The sequence below is a fragment of the Pantoea sp. XAF26B01_ASV70 genome (genome assembly GCF_054512635.1).
Window position 1 is genome coordinate 664,532 of the sequence record NZ_CM137251.1, and the last position, 15,469, is coordinate 680,000.

Sequence of the window (15,469 nt, forward strand, 5' to 3'; positions counted from 1 at the left end):
GAGAGCCCGCCTGACCGCGTTAATCGTTAGCTGCCCCCGCCGCAGGGCAGATAAGGTGAGGTCCCCGGTGACGCCCAGCCTTAGTTAAAGGTTTCCGGATCCGGCCCCAGACGATTGCCGCTGTCCAGCTTCGCAATATCGCTCACTTCATGCTTGTCCAGACGGAAGTCGAACACCTTAAAGTTCTCTTCAATGCGGGCTGGTGTCACCGACTTCGGAATCACCACCAGGCCGCTATCCAGATGCCAGCGGATTACGATCTGTGCCGGCGTCTTGCCATATTTCTTCGCCAGCGACTTGATGATCTCCTGATCGAAGACCCCTTTGCCGCCCTGCGCCAGCGGACTCCAGGATTCGGTCTGGATCTGATGCAGTGCGTTCCACGCATGCAGCGTGCGCTGCTGTAGCATCGGGTGCAGCTCAATCTGGTTCACCACCGGCGTGACACCGGTTTCATCCAGCAGTCGCTTCAGATGCGCCTCATGGAAGTTACAGACGCCGATACTTTTAGTCAGCCCCTGCTGCTGCAGTTCAATCATCTTCTTCCAGGCATCGACATAATTGTCTTTTTCCGGGCACGGCCAGTGCATCAGATAGAGATCAACCTGCTCCAGTTTCAGTTTCTCCAGGCTGGTTTCCATCGCCTGCTGAACGTTCTGCTGATCGTCGTTCCAGAGTTTGGTGGTCACGAAAATCTCTTCTCGCGGCACGTCAGTTTCCTGCAGTGCCTGGCCAATCGCCTCTTCATTCTTATAGGCGGCGGCGGTATCGATTGAGCGATAGCCGACCTCCAGCGCTTTCAGCACCGCATGACGTGCATCTTCAATGCTGGCCTGCCACACGCCGAGTCCGAGTTGCGGCATCATATTGCCATCGCGCAGTTTGATAATGGGTTGGTCTGCCATAGTTGCTCCTTTCCGTTGCGGTTAATCCGTGAGATTTCACTGTGCTTAAGTCTAGCCAACAATTCTCAGCCTGCTTAGCTGAGGCAACAACAGCGGTTCTGCCGCATGCCCGATCCGGTAAATTTCTTGCCTGATTCTCCAGGCTGCTGGTGATTCAGGCATTCGCACGGCACACTGGCTTTTTGCCCGTAAAAGGAGTCGCTATGGCGCACGATGCCCTGTGTCACCGGCTGGCGCAGCAGGTCGTCACGTTAATGACCCATGGTCACGACCGTCTTTGCCCGGTCGAAAATGTGTCGCTGATTTACGCTAATCAATATCGTCCCCGTACGCCGATGATGTATCAGCCCGGCATTGTGATCCTGTTTCAGGGCAGCAAAACCGGCTATCTCGGCAGCACGGTGTTTCAGTATGACGCCAGCAAGTACCTGATGCTCACGGTGCCGCTGCCGGTGGAGTGCGAAACCTGGGCCTCGCCAGAAGTGCCGATTGCCGGGCTGTGCCTTAATGTCGATACCGCCAGCCTGCAGGATCTGCTGATTGAAATCGGCGATGACGATCAGTTCCAGCCGCAGCCGCAGACCTCGGGGATCCACTCGGCGTGGCTGACGGAACCGATGCTGTGTGCCGCTGAGCGGCTGCTTGATGTGATGACCCAGCCGCGCGATGCGCGGGTGCTGGGGCCGCACATCGTGCGGGAGATTATCTACTACGTGCTGACTGGCCCGATTGGTGGTGCGCTGCTCTCACTGGTGAGCCGACAGACGCAATTCAGCCTGATCGCGCGAGCCCTGCGACGGATTGAGAATCACTATGCGGAAAACCTCAGCGTCGATGCGCTGGCGGCGGAAGTGAACATGAGCGTTTCAGCCTTTCATCACAACTTTAAAGCGGTCACGCAGACGTCGCCCCTGCAGTATCTCAAGCGATATCGCCTGCATCAGGCGCGATTGCTGATGCTGCACGATGGACTGAAAGCGAGTGCGGCGGCGGTGCGGGTTGGCTATGAAAGTCCCTCACAGTTTTCGCGGGAATTTAAGCGCTATTTTGGCGTGACGCCAGGGGAAGAGGTGAATCGTGTGCGGCAGACGGTAGCGGATCCGTCCGCCTGAGTGGCGGCGGATCCTGATGCTACGCGCTGACGTCAGGCCTGTTTCTGCCGACGCTTTTTCCAGATAACCAGAATGCTGCCGAACAGCCCGAGAAACAGCAACACCATCGGCAGTATCATCAGGATCGCCATCACCTGATCTTCATGACGCTTGATGAACGGCACCTGGCTGATGCCATAGCCAAACGTCACGACGATGCCGACCCACAGCACGCCGCTGAGCCAGTTGAACAGCTGAAAGCGACCATTCTGCAAGCCCGCAATGCCCGCCATGGTCGGCAGGATCGTCCGGATGAAGGCCAGAAAACGGCCGACCAGCAGCGCCATCAGGCCGTGACGGTTAAACATATTCCACGCGCGCTGGTGATACTGCGCGGGCAGATGCATCAGCCAGCTCTTCACCAGCCGGGTATTTCCCAGCCAGCGACCCTGCAGATAGCTCAGCCAGCAGCCCAGGCTGGCGGCGGTGGTGAGGATCACCATCGTCGGCACAAAATCCATCACCCCTTTTGCCACCATCGCACCCGCCAGCAGCAGCAGGCTGTCGCCCGGCAGGAAAGAGGCGGGTAACAGCCCATTTTCCAGAAACAGCGTCAGGAACATCACGCCGTACACCACCCACACCACATCCGGATTTGCCAGCGCGGCAAAATCCTGATGCCAGAGCGCGTGGACAATCTCGTGTAAAACACCCATTTGCTATTCCATCACGTCACAAGGAACTATCCGTCTGCATTCAGGCAATCGGTCGCGGCGCTGCGCAATAAATGCAGCGACCTCACTGATGACCTGAACGGTCTGGGATAAATTTTAACAATAAATGAGCAGCAGCCCGGCAAACTCTGCGGGTGGCCGCTACCCGGTTCATCTTCTGTTTAGCGTCTGTTTATCTTTTGCCTGAATTTAATAACGCGTCAGGCGCGCAAAACCGGCGTCCAGGTCAGCCAGCAGATCGTCAACGTGCTCCAGACCAATATGCAGTCGCACCAGCGTACCGGTGAAATCGACTCCACCCGCCGGACGAATCGCGGCCAGCTCTTCCGGCTGATTCGCCAGGATCAGCGATTCATAGCCGCCCCAGGAGTAAGCCATGCTGAAATGATGGAAGTGATCGAGATATTCCGCCAGCTGGGGTGCGCTGAGTTTTTCCTGCAGGATAAAAGAGAACAGGCCGCTGCTGCCGTTAAAATCACGCTGCCAGAACTGATGACCTTTGCTCTGCGCCAGCGCCGGGTGATTAACCCGCGCCACTTCGGGACGCGCTGCCAGCCACTCTGCCACCTGAATCGCGCTCTCTTCATGCTGACGCAGACGGGTGCCCAGCGTGCGCAGCCCCCGACTCGCCATGTAGGCGGTATCGGCATCGACCATCTGACCCATCAGATAGGAGTTCTCGCGCAGCTGATCGATACAGCGCGCATTGGCGACCGCCGTGCCGATCATCGCATCGCTATGACCAATCAGATATTTGGTGCCCGCCTGAATCGAAATATCGATGTCGTGCGCCAGCGCATCAAATAAGATACCGGCTGCCCAGGTGTTGTCGATCATAATGATCGCCTCGGGCGCTTTGGCGCGAACCGCCGCCACAATCGCCGGAATATCCTGAACTTCCATCGTAATAGAGGCCGGTGATTCCAGGAAAACGACCCGGGTATTGGGCTGCACCAGCTCACCGATTTCACTGCCGATGCAGTGATCGAACCAGCCCGTTGAAACCTGCAGCTTAGTCAGGATTTTAGTACAGAAATCCTGGGTCGGTTCATAGACTGCGCCACTCATCAGCACGTGGTCGCCCGCCTCGACAAACGCCAGAATCGCGTTCGCCACGGCAGCCGCGCCGCAGGGGTAGAGCACACAGCCTGCGCCGCCTTCCAGCTCCGTCATCGCATCCTGCAGCGCAAAGTGCGTCAGGGTGCCACGACGGCCATAAAAGAGTTCGCCTTTTGCCCGACCGGCGGTGGCGCGTTTCTTCTCCGCGACCGTATCAAAAACCAGCGAGGAGGCCCGTTGAATCACACTGTTCACCGAGCCCTGGGTATAACGCTTGCTGCGTCCTGCACTGACGAGCGTGGTATCAATTTTTCTGGTGGTCATGAGTCGCCTTTGCCGCTTCTGACTAAGCCCTCACGTTACCACGAAACGACCAGCAGGGTTGAGACTCAATGGTGATTATCAGAGTGCTTCGCAGGATGAAAATCGGGTCCGCCACCGGACCCGATTTTGCCGACGCTACATCACGCCCATCAGGCGCGGTAACCAGAGGGAGATGGCGGGAATATAGGTAATCAGCATCAGCACGATAAACAGCATGCCGTAAAACGGCAGCATGGCTCTGACCACCTGCTCGATTTTCTGCTTACTGACCGCACTGGCGACAAACAGTACCGTACCGACCGGCGGGGTGATCAGGCCGATCCCGAGGTTGGTCAGCATGATCATGCCGAAGTGAACCGGATCGACGCCAAGCGCGGTGGCGACCGGCAACAGCACCGGCGTCAGGATCAGGATCAGCGGTGCCATATCCATCAGCGTCCCCACCACCAGCAGCAGGATGTTGATACACATCAGGATCACATATTTGTTATCGGAGAGGCTCGTAAAGGCCTCGGTGATAATCGTCGGCAGTTGCATAAAGGTCATTACCGCGCCGAATCCGGCCGCGAAGGCGATCAGCACCATCACGATGGTGACGGTTTTAATGGTGCGGAACAGCAGGATATGCAGCTGGCTCCATTTAAAGTCGCGGTAGATAAACATGGTGACGAAAAAGGCCCAGATACAGGCGATCGCGGCGGACTCCGAGGCGGTAAAGATGCCGGAGAGAATGCCACCCATAATGATCACCACGGTAAACAGGCCCCAGAACGCGTCGAAGAAGATTTTCAGCGCCTGACGAAACGGAATACGTTCTCCTTTGGGATAGCCGCGTTTATGGGCAAAACCCAGGCACATTATCATCAGGCAGCCCCCCAGCAGCAGGCCGGGAAAGATACCGGCAACAAACAGCGAGGAGATGGTCACCATGCCGCCGGTCGCCAGCGAGTAAATCACCGAGTTGTGGCTGGGTGGCGTCAGCACCGCCTGCACTGAGCCGCTGGCGGTGACGGCGGCGGCGAAATCACGCGGATAGCCTTTCTCCTCCATCTGCGGAATCATCACCGAGCCAATCGAGGCGGTATCCGCCACCGATGAGCCGGAAATCGCGCCAAAGAAGGTGGAGGCGACAATGTTCACCAGCGACAGGCCACCGCGAATAAAGCCGACAAAGATATAGGCGAAGTTGACCAGCCGCCGGGCAATCCCGCCCTCCGCCATAATCGCACCCGCGAGAATAAAGAACGGGATAGTCAGCAGCGAAAATTTGTTAATGCCGTTGGTCACCTGAATCACCACCGCTTCCAGCGGCAGATCGATCCACCAGGCGCCAATAAAGGCGCTCAGCCCCACCGCAAAGGCGACCGGAAAACCCACCATCAGCAACACCAGCAAACTGCCTATCAAGATCAATGCATCCATTTTTCTGCTCCGCGTTAGTGGGTGCCGCCCAGCGTGACAATCGGCCGCTGGCTCTGATCGCCGGTCAGCAATCGCTCAACAACAAACAGCAGGGTAAAGATCGCACCAATCGGAATCGGCAGATACATCTCGCCGTAAGTCACTGCCGGTAATGAAGCGAGCGTCTGTACCCACATCGCTTCGCACAGGCTGTAACTGGCCTGAAAGATCACCAGACAGGTGATGATCATCAGCAGATCGCTGACGCGCAGCATCAGGCGTTGCCGGGCGGGTGACAGGCGATCGGTGACCATGGAAACGCAGATATGCGTTCCGGCCCGCAGTCCGACCGGTGCGCCAATAAACGTAAAAATGATCATGCAGATAATGGCCACCGGTTCCGGCCAGGAGAGCGCGCCGTTCATCACGTAGCGGGCGAAGATCCCGATCGGGATCACCGTCACCATAATCATCAGTGCCACGGCGGCCACCAGCATGCAGAGCAGATAGAGCCCATCCATCAGACGTGTATAAGCAGCCATAATTGATACCTGATTAAGCACGCCACACGGCAGTGTGGCGCGGAAGGGTTATTTCACCTCAGCGATCCGGGTCATCAGATCCTGATATTTGCCGCCAAACTGATCGCGCACCGGCTGGGTCGCTTTGACGAAGTAGTCACGGTCGGTCTGCTGGAAGGTGACGCCACCTGCCTTCATTTTGGCGATCGACTCTTCGGTATAGGTCGCCCAGAGCTGGCGCTCCTCATCCTGCGCCTCTTTGCCGAGCTTCTTCAGCAGCGCCTGATCCTCAGGTTTCAGGCGATCCCAGGCGCGTTTTGAAAACAGGATCATCTCTGGCTGGATAAAGTGGCCGCTGAGGGTGTAGTACTTCGCCACCGGCATATAGTTATGGGCGACAAAGGTCGGTGGATTGTTCTCGGTGCCATCGACCACGCCGGTCTGCATCGCACTGAACACTTCACTGACGCCCATCGCCACCGGATTCGCGCCCATCGCTTTCAGCGTCGCCAGCGAGATGGCGCTGTTCTGCACCCGGATCTTCATGCCTTTGAGATCTTCCGGTTTTGCCAGCGGCTTCTTGGTGATCATGTTGCGCTCACCGGCATCGGTCCAGCCCAGGAACACCATGCGGGCGTTGGGATCTTTATCGAATTTGTCGGCAATCTCGCGGCCTATCTCGCCATCCAGCACTTTGTGCATGTGGTCAATGTCGCGGAAAATGTAGGGCAGGGTCAGCACGCTGGTTTCCGGGGCGATCGAGGTGACTGGCGCCAGCGACACACGGATCATGTCGATTGCGCCCAGCTGCACCTGTTGCAGCGTCTGATCTTCGTCCCCCAGCACGCCACCGGCGAAGAGCTTCATCTCCAGCCGTCCATCGGTGGCCTGTTTGAGTTTGTCGCCCATGTGCTGCAGGGCGACCACGGTCGGATAACCGGCAGGCTGGACTTCAGCCACTTTGATCACCTGTGCCGTGGCGGTGGCGCTCATCATCATCGCCGCCAGGGCACTGGCCAGGCATGTTTTCGTCATTCTCATTATTTTGTCTCCCGCTGAGGTAGGACGGCGTCCGGCGTCGGGGGCTAACCGGAGAGAACCGTGTGGAGCCAGCATAGTGAAAACGCGCGCCAGTAAAATGCGGCAATGCTGATTGAATGAATGCCATCACATTTTGAAACGATGTTTTAATAAATTTTCATGCAACTTCACATTTTCGAAACATCCTTGTCAAAAGTGTTTAAACCTGGTCAATTGCGGGTAAATGGCGTCGATCAGCTTTGTAAATACTAATGAGAACTACTATCAATTCGCCGTCGTTTTGCTATTATTCGCGCTTGTCTCGCATCCCTGAATCAGAAGTTGGAGAAGCAGCGTGGTAGCCAGTGATTTGATGCAAACGGACCTCTCCGTTTGGGGCATGTATCAACATGCCGATATCGTGGTAAAGGTGGTCATGATTGGCCTGTTATTGGCCTCAGTGGTGACCTGGGCGATCTTCTTCGGCAAATATGCCGAACTCAGCGCCGCTAAGCGCCGCCTGAAGCGCGAGCATCTGGCGCTGAGCGAAGCCCGCAATCTGAATGACGCCGCCCGCATTGCCCAGTCGTTTACCGGCCACAGCCACAGTGTGGTGCTGCTGAATGATGCGCAGAATGAGCTTGAACTGTCGGCTGGCGTGGAAGATACCAACGGGATTAAAGATCGCACCAGTTTCCGCCTTGAGCGCCGCGTCGCTGCGTTCAGCCGTCATGCAGGCCGGGGCAATGGCTTCCTGGCGACCATCGGTTCGGTTGCGCCGTTTATCGGCCTGTTCGGCACCGTATGGGGCATCATGAACAGCTTTATCGGCATCGCTAAAACCCAGACGACGAACCTTGCGGTTGTTGCACCAGGTATCGCCGAAGCGCTGCTGGCAACCGCAATTGGCCTGATCGCTGCGATTCCGGCGGTGGTGATCTACAACGTCTTTGCCCGCATGATCGCCAACTACAAAGCCTCGCTGGGTGATGTCGCCGCTCAGGTGATGCTGCTGCAGAGCCGTGATATCGATCTGGGCACCGTCGCAACTGATGTTCCGCGTCCTGCGACGGCTCAGAAACTGCGCTTAGGGTAAGTTCTTATGGCAATGCGATTAAACGACGATCTGGAAACGGATGGTGAAATGCATGAGATCAACGTGACGCCGTTTATCGACGTCATGCTGGTTCTGCTGATCATCTTTATGGTGGCCGCGCCGCTGGCCACGGTCGACGTACGCGTCAATCTGCCCGCCTCAACCAGCGCGCCGCAGCCGCGTCCGGAAAAGCCGGTTTACCTGTCGATTAAAGCGGATAAGCAGCTTTACGTCGGTAACGATCAGGTCACGCCGGAGTCGCTGGTTAACGTGCTGACTAACCAGACCCAGGGCAATAAAGAGACCACCATTTTCTTCCAGGCGGATAAGTCAGTCGATTATGAAACGCTGATGAGCGTGATGGATAAGCTACGCACGGCGGGCTATCTGAAAATTGGTCTGATGGGCATGGAAACCGTGAAGAAATAGCGGGTTATCCGGCTCAGGAAAAAGGCGACTGTTCAGGTCGCCTTTTTTTATGGCTGCTCTCCAGCCCTATAAAATCAGGCAAATCAGGGCCAGGGTAATCACTTATGCTCCTCGAACTGACTTGTTAATTGGTTGTTACTTATGTACATGGGTTTGTAAAGTGCAATGGTGAGCCAGGTCACATTAATCCCGCATCAGGCAGGCTAAAACGGCTAAAAAACAACAGGAAGCCGTTATGAGTCACACCCCGTCTTTACAAAAGCCGCCGAAAAGTGCCGCCCGAACCATCTTCACCGTCACCAGTGGTAACTTCCTGGAGATGTATGATTTTATGGTGTTTGGCTACTACGCCACCGCCATTTCAAAAACCTTCTTTCCCGGTGATGACCCGTTTGCCTCCCTGATGCTGACCCTGATGACCTTTGGTGCCGGCTTCCTGATGCGCCCGCTGGGGGCGATCATCCTCGGTGCCTACATCGACCATCATGGTCGTCGCAAAGGGCTGCTGCTGACGCTGGGCTTAATGGCGATGGGCACCCTGACTATCGCTCTGGTGCCGGGCTACGCCACCCTGGGCGTGGCAGCGCCGATTCTGATCCTGCTGGGACGGCTGTTGCAGGGCTTCTCGGCGGGCGTGGAGCTGGGTGGCGTGTCGGTCTATCTGGCCGAAGTCGCGCCCAAAGGACGCAAAGGCTTTTTCGTCAGCTGGCAGTCGGGCAGCCAGCAGATTGCGGTGATCTTTGCTGCTCTGCTGGGTCTGATGCTGAATCATCTGCTGGCGAAAGAGGCGGTGACGGAGTGGGGCTGGCGTATCCCGTTTGTGATCGGCTGTCTGATTGTGCCGTTCCTGTTCTATATCCGCCGGATGCTGGAAGAGACCGAGGCGTTCAGCAAACGTAAACATCATCCGAGCATGACGGAAATCATGCGGTCTGTCGCCAGCAACTGGGCGCTGGTGCTGGCGGGGATGCTGATGGTGGTCACCACCACGGTGATGTTCTACATGATCACCGCCTTTACCCCGACCTTTGGTAAAACGGTGTTGATGATGAGTGACAAGCAGGCGTTCCTGGTGACGCTCTGTGTCGGTGTCTCAAACCTCATCTGGCTGCCGCTGATGGGGGCGTTGTCGGACCGCGTCGGTCGCCGTCCGCTGCTGATCATTTTTACCCTGCTGATGATTGTCACCACCTGGCCGGTGCTGCACTGGCTGGTGGGATCGGCCAGCTTCGCCCACCTGCTGGAAGCGGAACTGTGGCTGTCGTTTCTCTATGCCAGCTATAACGGCGCGATGGTGGTCTATCTGGCGGAGATCATGCCTGCGGAGGTGCGCGCCGCCGGTTTCTCCATGGCTTACAGCCTGGCGACGGCGCTGTTTGGCGGCTTTACGCCTGCCATCTCCAGCTACCTGATCCATGCCACCGGTGACAAAGCGATGCCGGGCGTCTGGCTGACCTTTGCCGCAGTCTGTGGGTTGATCGGCACGTTGCTGATTGGCCGGATGGTGAAGCAGTATCAGACCCGTCACAGCGGCACGCCGGTCAGTGCTTCACTCTAAAACGACAAATCGACCACCACGCTGTCGCTGTAGTTTCCGGCTGGCGGCGTGTTCTGCGTGGTCAGGATGCGCGCGGTGTAGTTAAAACCGCGCGTCAGTCCATCCGTGGATACCGCCGTCGAGGTGGTACTGCTCCAGCGTTCAGTGCCTGCCGATCCCCAGCGATTGCTGGTGGTACTTTTATAAATTTCATAGCTTAGCCGATTCGCGCCGCTCGCCATATTCCTGACGCTGCCCACCGGATAACTGCCATTGCTCAGCCCGACGGTATAGGTGCTGCCTTTGCTGCACAACACATTGATGGTCTGTGACACGGCGGAGAAGCTGCCGACCAGCGGCGCGCTGCCAAAGCTGATATTCGGCGCGGTGATGGTGGTGCAGTCATTGGTAAGAATGGCGGTGATATTAATCGGGATGACACCGCTGCCGTTCTGCTCGCTTAAACAGATATTGCCAATCGCAACGCTGGTGCAGATGCGATAAGTCACAGCCATATTCAGCGTCAGCTGGTAGGTCCCGGCGGCGACCACCTGACCAGGAACGGTGCGCAGATAGACCGGAATGGCGAAGTTAAGGCTGCCGAGCAAACCCGCCAGGTTGATCAGGGTCTGCGAACCATAGACAAACGGCGTGCCGCCAATCGTCAGTTCAGTAGCGCAGGCCGTGTCGGTGCAGAGCCGCACCGGCACATTATCGCTGCCGGTATCACCGCTGCGTTTCAGCGTACCGCGCGTGCCGTTGCTATTGGTCGCGCCCGTCAGCTGAAAGGTGATCTGGTTATTGCCCAGCAGCGACAGCCCGGCACCCGCGCCACAGTTGACGTTGGCATTGGTGGTGGTGGAACTGACGGTGGTGTTAGCCACAAAGGTTGTGACTGAACCGAAACTGGCGGTCGAGGCGGGCAGGGCGCAGGCGGCGTAGCCCAGCGACGGCAGTAACAGCAGCAGGCCAGCCAGTATTACAGATTTCATCATGGTCGGTTTCCGGACGTAAAAGATTCAGCGGGAGAGGGGGCGCTGCCTGCGGCAGGGGCGGGCAGCGCACAGGTCAGGGGGCCGTAAGTTTTCAGCGCCTGCGGCTGACCGCTGGCGATGCGCAGTTCGGTTTCGCACTGGCGGCCATCGGGCGTCACCACCTGCATCGGGTTACTGGCGGTGAGATCTTCCATCCAGACGATGCCATCCCAGCCGACATACTCGGTGGGATGATCGGGACGCTGCACCAGGCTTGATACCGGCAGCGGCTGGCCCTGCGCATCGACCAGGATTACGCTGGCTGAGCGCAGTTTCTCCACCGGGAAGTTGAGCAGATAGCCGCTCTGGCGTTTCACCGCAAAGCGCTGCTCAACCCGTGGCGTGGTCATATCTGCCGGCAGGTCGAGGGTGTCGATATCATATTTGGCCGGGTAGTAGCTGCTGATGGCGGGCACCAGCAGATAACCCTGTTGATTGGTGCGTCCCATCGACTGATTCTCGTAGCGCACGTTAACGTCGGGATAGTTGGTCTTCACCAGCACAAAGGCGTCGTTGATCTCGTTAGCGGCAAAGACGCTGTTGTCCATTAACACCAGCGCACCCGAGAGATCGGCCCACTGGGTGAGGTTATCATCATCGCCATAGAAGCCCGCCGAGGTATCAATCTGGTTGTTGCGATAGCGCAGACTGCCCTGACGATAATCGCCGCTGTCTCCGCTCTGATTCGCCCAGGAGGCATCCCAGGCGAACCCGCCGTCGCTGGGCATGGCGCGTGAGGCATAAACGCGCTGACTGTCGCGGCCACGCTGGTCGCGTTCGTTGCTGAGGGCCACGCTGCCCTGTTCGCCAAACGGGATCACCAGCGAAATCGCTCCGGTCCAGCTTTTCTCCTGCTGATCGCGGCTGGCCGAGACATACAGACTGCTGTTACCCCACAGGTTTTTACTCCATGAGAGGTTCCACAGCCGGGTGCGATCGCCCTGACCGTCAGTGATGTCGATGAAAGCGGCACCGACGCTGCCAAAGCGGTTCAGCGAGACGCTGGCGCTGTACTGAGCACTGCGGCGTGAGAGTGCGTAGCGGCTATCCGCCTGGCTACCGGCACGGCTGCCGACCAGCGCCAGATTGCCGAAGTCGCTGCTGCGCTGGGTCTGTTGAGTGCCGATGTTGAACCAGCGGTTGTTGTACTGATATCCCCAGCTATATTGCCTGCCGCTCTCGCCATCGAGCTGACTTTGCGCCACCGCGCCGTTGACCACGCCCCAGCTGCCGACGCGCAGCTGACCACCCAGCCCGCCCATCGCCAGCGTTTCGCTGCCTTCGGCGTGGCTCTCCAGCGTCAGCCAGTCGGTCATACCGTAACGATAAGAGCCGCTGGCCGCTGCCTCACCATAATCGAAGTTCTTTATGCCATAGTTTTCGCGGATTGCCCCGGCAGAGAAGGCGTAGTCCGACAGCCCCGATTTCAGCAGGTTACTGGAGACGTAAAACGGCATGGTGGTGGTGACACGGCGGCCAACCGCATCGGTGGTAGTGATCACGGCATCACCTGCGCCGTTAACGAATGGCACATTGGTCATCGACCAGGGGCCAGGCTGCACGTTCGCCTGGCTGGAGCGATAGCCGTTGATAAAGAGATCGACGGTGGAAGGGACGGCGGCCTGACCGGAAAAGGCGGGCAGCGGATAGGTCACCAGATCGGGACGGACGCTGAAGTCGCGACCGACGCGGATGCCACCGAGCCGCACGCTGCTGCTCCAGGCCAGCGAGTCGGTGACCAGATCGCCGACCCGCCAGCTTACCGCCGCATTCTCATCTTCATTGCTCCACCAGGTGTCGTAGCGGATATAGCCATCATCCTGATAAGTCGTACTGCCTTCCAGCTGCTGTTGCCAGACGCCATTAGTGGAGAAATGACCGGCATCACCAAACAGCCGCAGTTCGTTCCAGGCGGACAGGCGGGAGCCACTGTTATCCGTGCGGCTGGCGTAAAGATCATAATTAATCAGCGCGCCGCTGCTGGTACGGCCTGGATAGCGCGGTCCGTTCTTCGCCTCGCCAATCACCTGACCGGGCAGCCACTCAGGCGGTACGGTCAGCAGCAGACGCTGTCGCGCAGCGTCATACTCCACTTTGATGGGTTGCAGGCTGCTGACATCGACCTGCGGCTGCTGGCCCAGCTTATCCGCTGGCAGGCCGGCACGCTGCAAATCGCCACTGCGAATCCAGAAATGACCGTCGCGCTGCTCTGCCGGCACAATATTGCCGTTCTCCTGCTGGTTAATCACCAGCTCCAGCATATATTGCTGACCGTTGCTGCTGGTCTGCAGGCTGGGTGGCGGGGGCAGGGATGTGTAAGTCTCCGCCAGCACAGGATCCGGCGTAAAAGCGTAAATAACGCTGGCCACGGCCAGCGCGCAGGGATGCAGGGAAAACGGTCTCATTCAGCGCTTACTTCTGGGCAGCGCTGCGCCACTGGCTCTTGTTAACCTCTGCAGTGAGTTCGCCGCTCACCGGCGAGGTGAGCGGCCAGCGGTGATAGCTGTCAGCCAGCACATAGCCGTATAAGCCTTCGCCCAGTTTGCGACCGCCAATCGCCACATTGCTCAACCGGGCGTGACCGCTGCCGCTGTTGGTTAACTGGAGCCAGCGCCTGCCGCCCTCGCTGACCTGTTGCCAGCGCAGAGCCGGGCGAGCGCTGTCTGTGTTCAGCCCGGTACCATAAACAAACAGCGGCACCGAATAGCGCATCTGGAAAGTCAGCCCGGCCTGATTCTCGCCGGGATTACGCGGGGTCGGGATCTCATCCAGCACCACCCGATAGGCCAGCTCTTTACCGGCCGCAGGCGGCGTCTGTTTAATCAGCCTGACCAGCTGTTTCTGGCCTGGCTCCATCCGCACCATCGGCGGGCTGGCGACTACCTGCTGCTGAGTCTGATACTGCTCCTGGCCATTGTTCTGCTGCCAGCTGAAGACGCGGATCTGCATCATGGTGGTGCTGTTACCGCGATTCTCCAGCCAGAGTTCGCTGGCTTTCTCTTCAGGATTAATGGCGGGATCGATGGGCCAGATCATGACCGAATTCGCGGCGAAGGCCGGGGAGAGCAGGGTGGAACTTAGCAGCAGCAACAGGGCGCGCAGTGGCTTCATGATCATATCCTTGTTTTCTATCACCTCACCAGCTCAGGGTGACGGTCAGCGTGTCGGTATAAACGCCGGCGCGCGCAGTGCCGGGGAGTTGTAGCTGACCGTAGATCGGCAGCGTAATGTTATTGGCATTGCTATAACTCAGCGGCACCGCCTGATTGACTGGGATCACCGTGGTGCGGCTGGCGTTGCTAAAGAGCGTGTAGGGAACGGTGTTGCTGAAATTGGGCAGCTTCAGGTTACGGGTCGTGGTGAAATTGTTGCCCTGATTAATGCTCATGCTCAGCGTGGTGCCCGGTGTACAGGCGAGATTAATCGAGGTGCTCTGCAGATAGCTGGCGTTGACGGTATTCGCCGCCACGCCAGACTGCGTACCGAAATTAAGCGTGCCAAAGACGCCGGTATTGGTACCGGATATCACGCAGCCTGCCACAATTGACGCGGTAACCTGGAAGGTGCTGGTTGGCAGACTCCAGGCGCTGATACTCCCTGTCAGCAGGGGCAGACCGCATGCGATCGTCAGGCAGGATCGCCAGAGAACCACCCGTATTTACCTGCGACAGCAGTTAATAGTTCACGGCAACGTTAATCGTGTCGGTATAGGTTCCGGCAGGGATCAGGGGATTGAAGCCGCCGCCGACCACCCGGCCATAGATGGCGTAGTTGGTCCCCAGCGTCGGATCGGTGGTACCGCTGGCGGCGATAGGCGTATTGTTGGCGATCGCCGTGGTAAAGGAGGCATCACTGTAGAGGGTATAGGCGATGCCCTGCGCATTATCCGATCCCAGCACCAGATAACGCGGCGATGCAGAGGCGGTGCCGTAGATGGTCGCCGGTGCAGTATTGCTGCTGGTGACCACCACGTTGTAATCCTGACCGGTGGTGCAGCGCACAAAAATACCGTTACCAGCCGCACCGACCAGTGTGGCGTTCAGGGTATCGAACGTGGCTGCGCTGCTACCAAAGTTCAGGGTACCGAAGTTAACGCCCGCCGTAGCCGACTGGCCGTTCACCAGACAACCGGTGGTCAGGGTTAACGTGGCATTGATGGTTCCCGAGGTCGTCGCCGCCTGGGTTAATGACGGAATAGCGACAGTTAATCCTGCAGCGGCAAACAGAAAAAGCTTGAGTTTCATAATATTTCCTTACGGATTATCCAGAGTCAGTGCTTTTTCACCCGGTGTTTATTAACGATTCAACCCAAAATAAA

At 57.9% G+C, this 15,469-nt stretch carries 15 protein-coding genes; 4 read left to right on the forward strand and 11 right to left on the reverse strand.

Features of this window, described 5'->3' with window-relative positions:
* Nucleotides 1–80: 80 nt before the first annotated feature.
* Nucleotides 81–905 (reverse strand): 2,5-didehydrogluconate reductase DkgA, encoded by an 825-nt coding sequence (dkgA, locus tag ACX8ZY_RS03190; RefSeq protein WP_010249022.1) that lies wholly within the window; start codon nucleotides 903–905, stop codon nucleotides 81–83.
* Between the two features lie 203 nt (nucleotides 906–1,108).
* On the opposite strand from dkgA, the gene ACX8ZY_RS03195 reads away from it, so the two are divergent.
* Nucleotides 1,109–2,017, forward strand: coding sequence for an AraC family transcriptional regulator (locus ACX8ZY_RS03195; RefSeq protein WP_010249021.1), 909 nt, complete (start codon nucleotides 1,109–1,111; stop codon nucleotides 2,015–2,017).
* A 32-nt stretch (nucleotides 2,018–2,049) separates the two neighbouring features.
* On the opposite strand, the gene ACX8ZY_RS03200 is transcribed toward ACX8ZY_RS03195, so the two are convergent.
* From ACX8ZY_RS03200 to ACX8ZY_RS03220, 5 genes are all read right to left on the reverse strand, one after another.
* The gene (locus ACX8ZY_RS03200) at nucleotides 2,050–2,712 is read right to left on the reverse strand and encodes a DedA family protein (RefSeq protein WP_010249020.1); all 663 of its coding nucleotides are present in this window, start codon (nucleotides 2,710–2,712) and stop codon (nucleotides 2,050–2,052) included.
* A gap of 207 nt (nucleotides 2,713–2,919) precedes the next feature.
* Nucleotides 2,920–4,113: a cystathionine beta-lyase gene (gene metC / locus ACX8ZY_RS03205; protein ID WP_421665222.1), complete on the reverse strand. Its 1,194-nt coding sequence runs from the start codon at nucleotides 4,111–4,113 to the stop codon at nucleotides 2,920–2,922.
* 135 nt (nucleotides 4,114–4,248) lie between these two features.
* Entirely contained in the window at nucleotides 4,249–5,535 is a 1,287-nt protein-coding gene (locus ACX8ZY_RS03210) for a TRAP transporter large permease (RefSeq protein ID WP_022623879.1), read from the reverse strand.
* Nucleotides 5,536–5,549: 14 nt separating this feature from the next.
* Nucleotides 5,550–6,056, reverse strand: coding sequence for a TRAP transporter small permease (locus tag ACX8ZY_RS03215; protein WP_010249016.1), 507 nt, complete (start codon nucleotides 6,054–6,056; stop codon nucleotides 5,550–5,552).
* A 48-nt stretch (nucleotides 6,057–6,104) separates the two neighbouring features.
* On the reverse strand, nucleotides 6,105–7,076 hold the full coding sequence (locus ACX8ZY_RS03220) for a TRAP transporter substrate-binding protein (RefSeq protein WP_010249015.1): 972 nt from the start codon (nucleotides 7,074–7,076) through the stop codon (nucleotides 6,105–6,107).
* Nucleotides 7,077–7,428: 352 nt separating this feature from the next.
* Here ACX8ZY_RS03220 and exbB point away from each other — a divergent pair, with 352 nt between their 5' ends.
* The 3 genes from exbB (at nucleotide 7,429) to tcuC (ending at nucleotide 10,138) form a co-directional block, all read left to right on the forward strand.
* Complete coding sequence (exbB, locus tag ACX8ZY_RS03225; RefSeq protein ID WP_187491970.1) at nucleotides 7,429–8,151, forward strand: tol-pal system-associated acyl-CoA thioesterase; 723 nt, start codon at nucleotides 7,429–7,431, stop codon at nucleotides 8,149–8,151.
* Nucleotides 8,152–8,157: 6 nt separating this feature from the next.
* Nucleotides 8,158–8,580, forward strand: coding sequence for a TonB system transport protein ExbD (exbD, locus tag ACX8ZY_RS03230; RefSeq protein WP_010249013.1), 423 nt, complete (start codon nucleotides 8,158–8,160; stop codon nucleotides 8,578–8,580).
* A gap of 235 nt (nucleotides 8,581–8,815) precedes the next feature.
* Complete coding sequence (tcuC, locus tag ACX8ZY_RS03235) at nucleotides 8,816–10,138, forward strand: MFS transporter (protein ID WP_010671115.1); 1,323 nt, start codon at nucleotides 8,816–8,818, stop codon at nucleotides 10,136–10,138.
* Here the strand turns inward: tcuC and ACX8ZY_RS03240 are convergent.
* From ACX8ZY_RS03240 to ACX8ZY_RS03260, 5 genes are read right to left on the reverse strand one after another with little or no spacing between them, the layout of a single operon-like run.
* Nucleotides 10,135–11,112 carry a Csu type fimbrial protein gene (locus ACX8ZY_RS03240; RefSeq protein WP_010249011.1) on the reverse strand — a complete coding sequence of 326 codons (978 nt, stop codon included), beginning with the start codon at nucleotides 11,110–11,112 and terminating at the stop codon, nucleotides 10,135–10,137. The two genes, tcuC and ACX8ZY_RS03240, sit on opposite strands and share 4 nt — an antisense overlap.
* Nucleotides 11,109–13,556, reverse strand: coding sequence for a fimbria/pilus outer membrane usher protein (locus ACX8ZY_RS03245; RefSeq protein ID WP_346541660.1), 2,448 nt, complete (start codon nucleotides 13,554–13,556; stop codon nucleotides 11,109–11,111). Before ACX8ZY_RS03245 ends, ACX8ZY_RS03240 begins: the two co-directional genes overlap by 4 nt.
* Nucleotides 13,557–13,563: 7 nt before the next feature.
* The gene (locus ACX8ZY_RS03250) at nucleotides 13,564–14,262 is read right to left on the reverse strand and encodes a fimbrial biogenesis chaperone (protein WP_010671112.1); all 699 of its coding nucleotides are present in this window, start codon (nucleotides 14,260–14,262) and stop codon (nucleotides 13,564–13,566) included.
* Nucleotides 14,263–14,287: 25 nt separating this feature from the next.
* Entirely contained in the window at nucleotides 14,288–14,782 is a 495-nt protein-coding gene (locus ACX8ZY_RS03255; protein WP_154210535.1) for a Csu type fimbrial protein, read from the reverse strand.
* 43 nt (nucleotides 14,783–14,825) lie between these two features.
* On the reverse strand, nucleotides 14,826–15,395 hold the full coding sequence (locus ACX8ZY_RS03260; RefSeq protein ID WP_010249006.1) for a spore coat protein U domain-containing protein: 570 nt from the start codon (nucleotides 15,393–15,395) through the stop codon (nucleotides 14,826–14,828).
* Between the last annotated feature and the right edge of the window lie 74 nt (nucleotides 15,396–15,469).

Bases quoted from the DNA above. Each gene is read 5' to 3' on its own strand.
- dkgA (WP_010249022.1), bottom strand. From the start codon at position 905: ATGGCAGACCAACCCATTATCAAACTGCGCGATGGCAATATGATGCCG.
- ACX8ZY_RS03195 (WP_010249021.1), top strand. From the start codon at position 1,109: ATGGCGCACGATGCCCTGTGTCACCGGCTGGCGCAGCAGGTCGTCACG.
- ACX8ZY_RS03200 (WP_010249020.1), bottom strand. From the start codon at position 2,712: ATGGGTGTTTTACACGAGATTGTCCACGCGCTCTGGCATCAGGATTTT.
- metC (WP_421665222.1), bottom strand. From the start codon at position 4,113: ATGACCACCAGAAAAATTGATACCACGCTCGTCAGTGCAGGACGCAGC.
- ACX8ZY_RS03210 (WP_022623879.1), bottom strand. From the start codon at position 5,535: ATGGATGCATTGATCTTGATAGGCAGTTTGCTGGTGTTGCTGATGGTG.
- ACX8ZY_RS03215 (WP_010249016.1), bottom strand. From the start codon at position 6,056: ATGGCTGCTTATACACGTCTGATGGATGGGCTCTATCTGCTCTGCATG.
- ACX8ZY_RS03220 (WP_010249015.1), bottom strand. From the start codon at position 7,076: ATGAGAATGACGAAAACATGCCTGGCCAGTGCCCTGGCGGCGATGATG.
- exbB (WP_187491970.1), top strand. From the start codon at position 7,429: ATGCAAACGGACCTCTCCGTTTGGGGCATGTATCAACATGCCGATATC.
- exbD (WP_010249013.1), top strand. From the start codon at position 8,158: ATGGCAATGCGATTAAACGACGATCTGGAAACGGATGGTGAAATGCAT.
- tcuC (WP_010671115.1), top strand. From the start codon at position 8,816: ATGAGTCACACCCCGTCTTTACAAAAGCCGCCGAAAAGTGCCGCCCGA.
- ACX8ZY_RS03240 (WP_010249011.1), bottom strand. From the start codon at position 11,112: ATGATGAAATCTGTAATACTGGCTGGCCTGCTGCTGTTACTGCCGTCG.
- ACX8ZY_RS03245 (WP_346541660.1), bottom strand. From the start codon at position 13,556: ATGAGACCGTTTTCCCTGCATCCCTGCGCGCTGGCCGTGGCCAGCGTT.
- ACX8ZY_RS03250 (WP_010671112.1), bottom strand. From the start codon at position 14,262: ATGAAGCCACTGCGCGCCCTGTTGCTGCTGCTAAGTTCCACCCTGCTC.
- ACX8ZY_RS03260 (WP_010249006.1), bottom strand. From the start codon at position 15,395: ATGAAACTCAAGCTTTTTCTGTTTGCCGCTGCAGGATTAACTGTCGCT.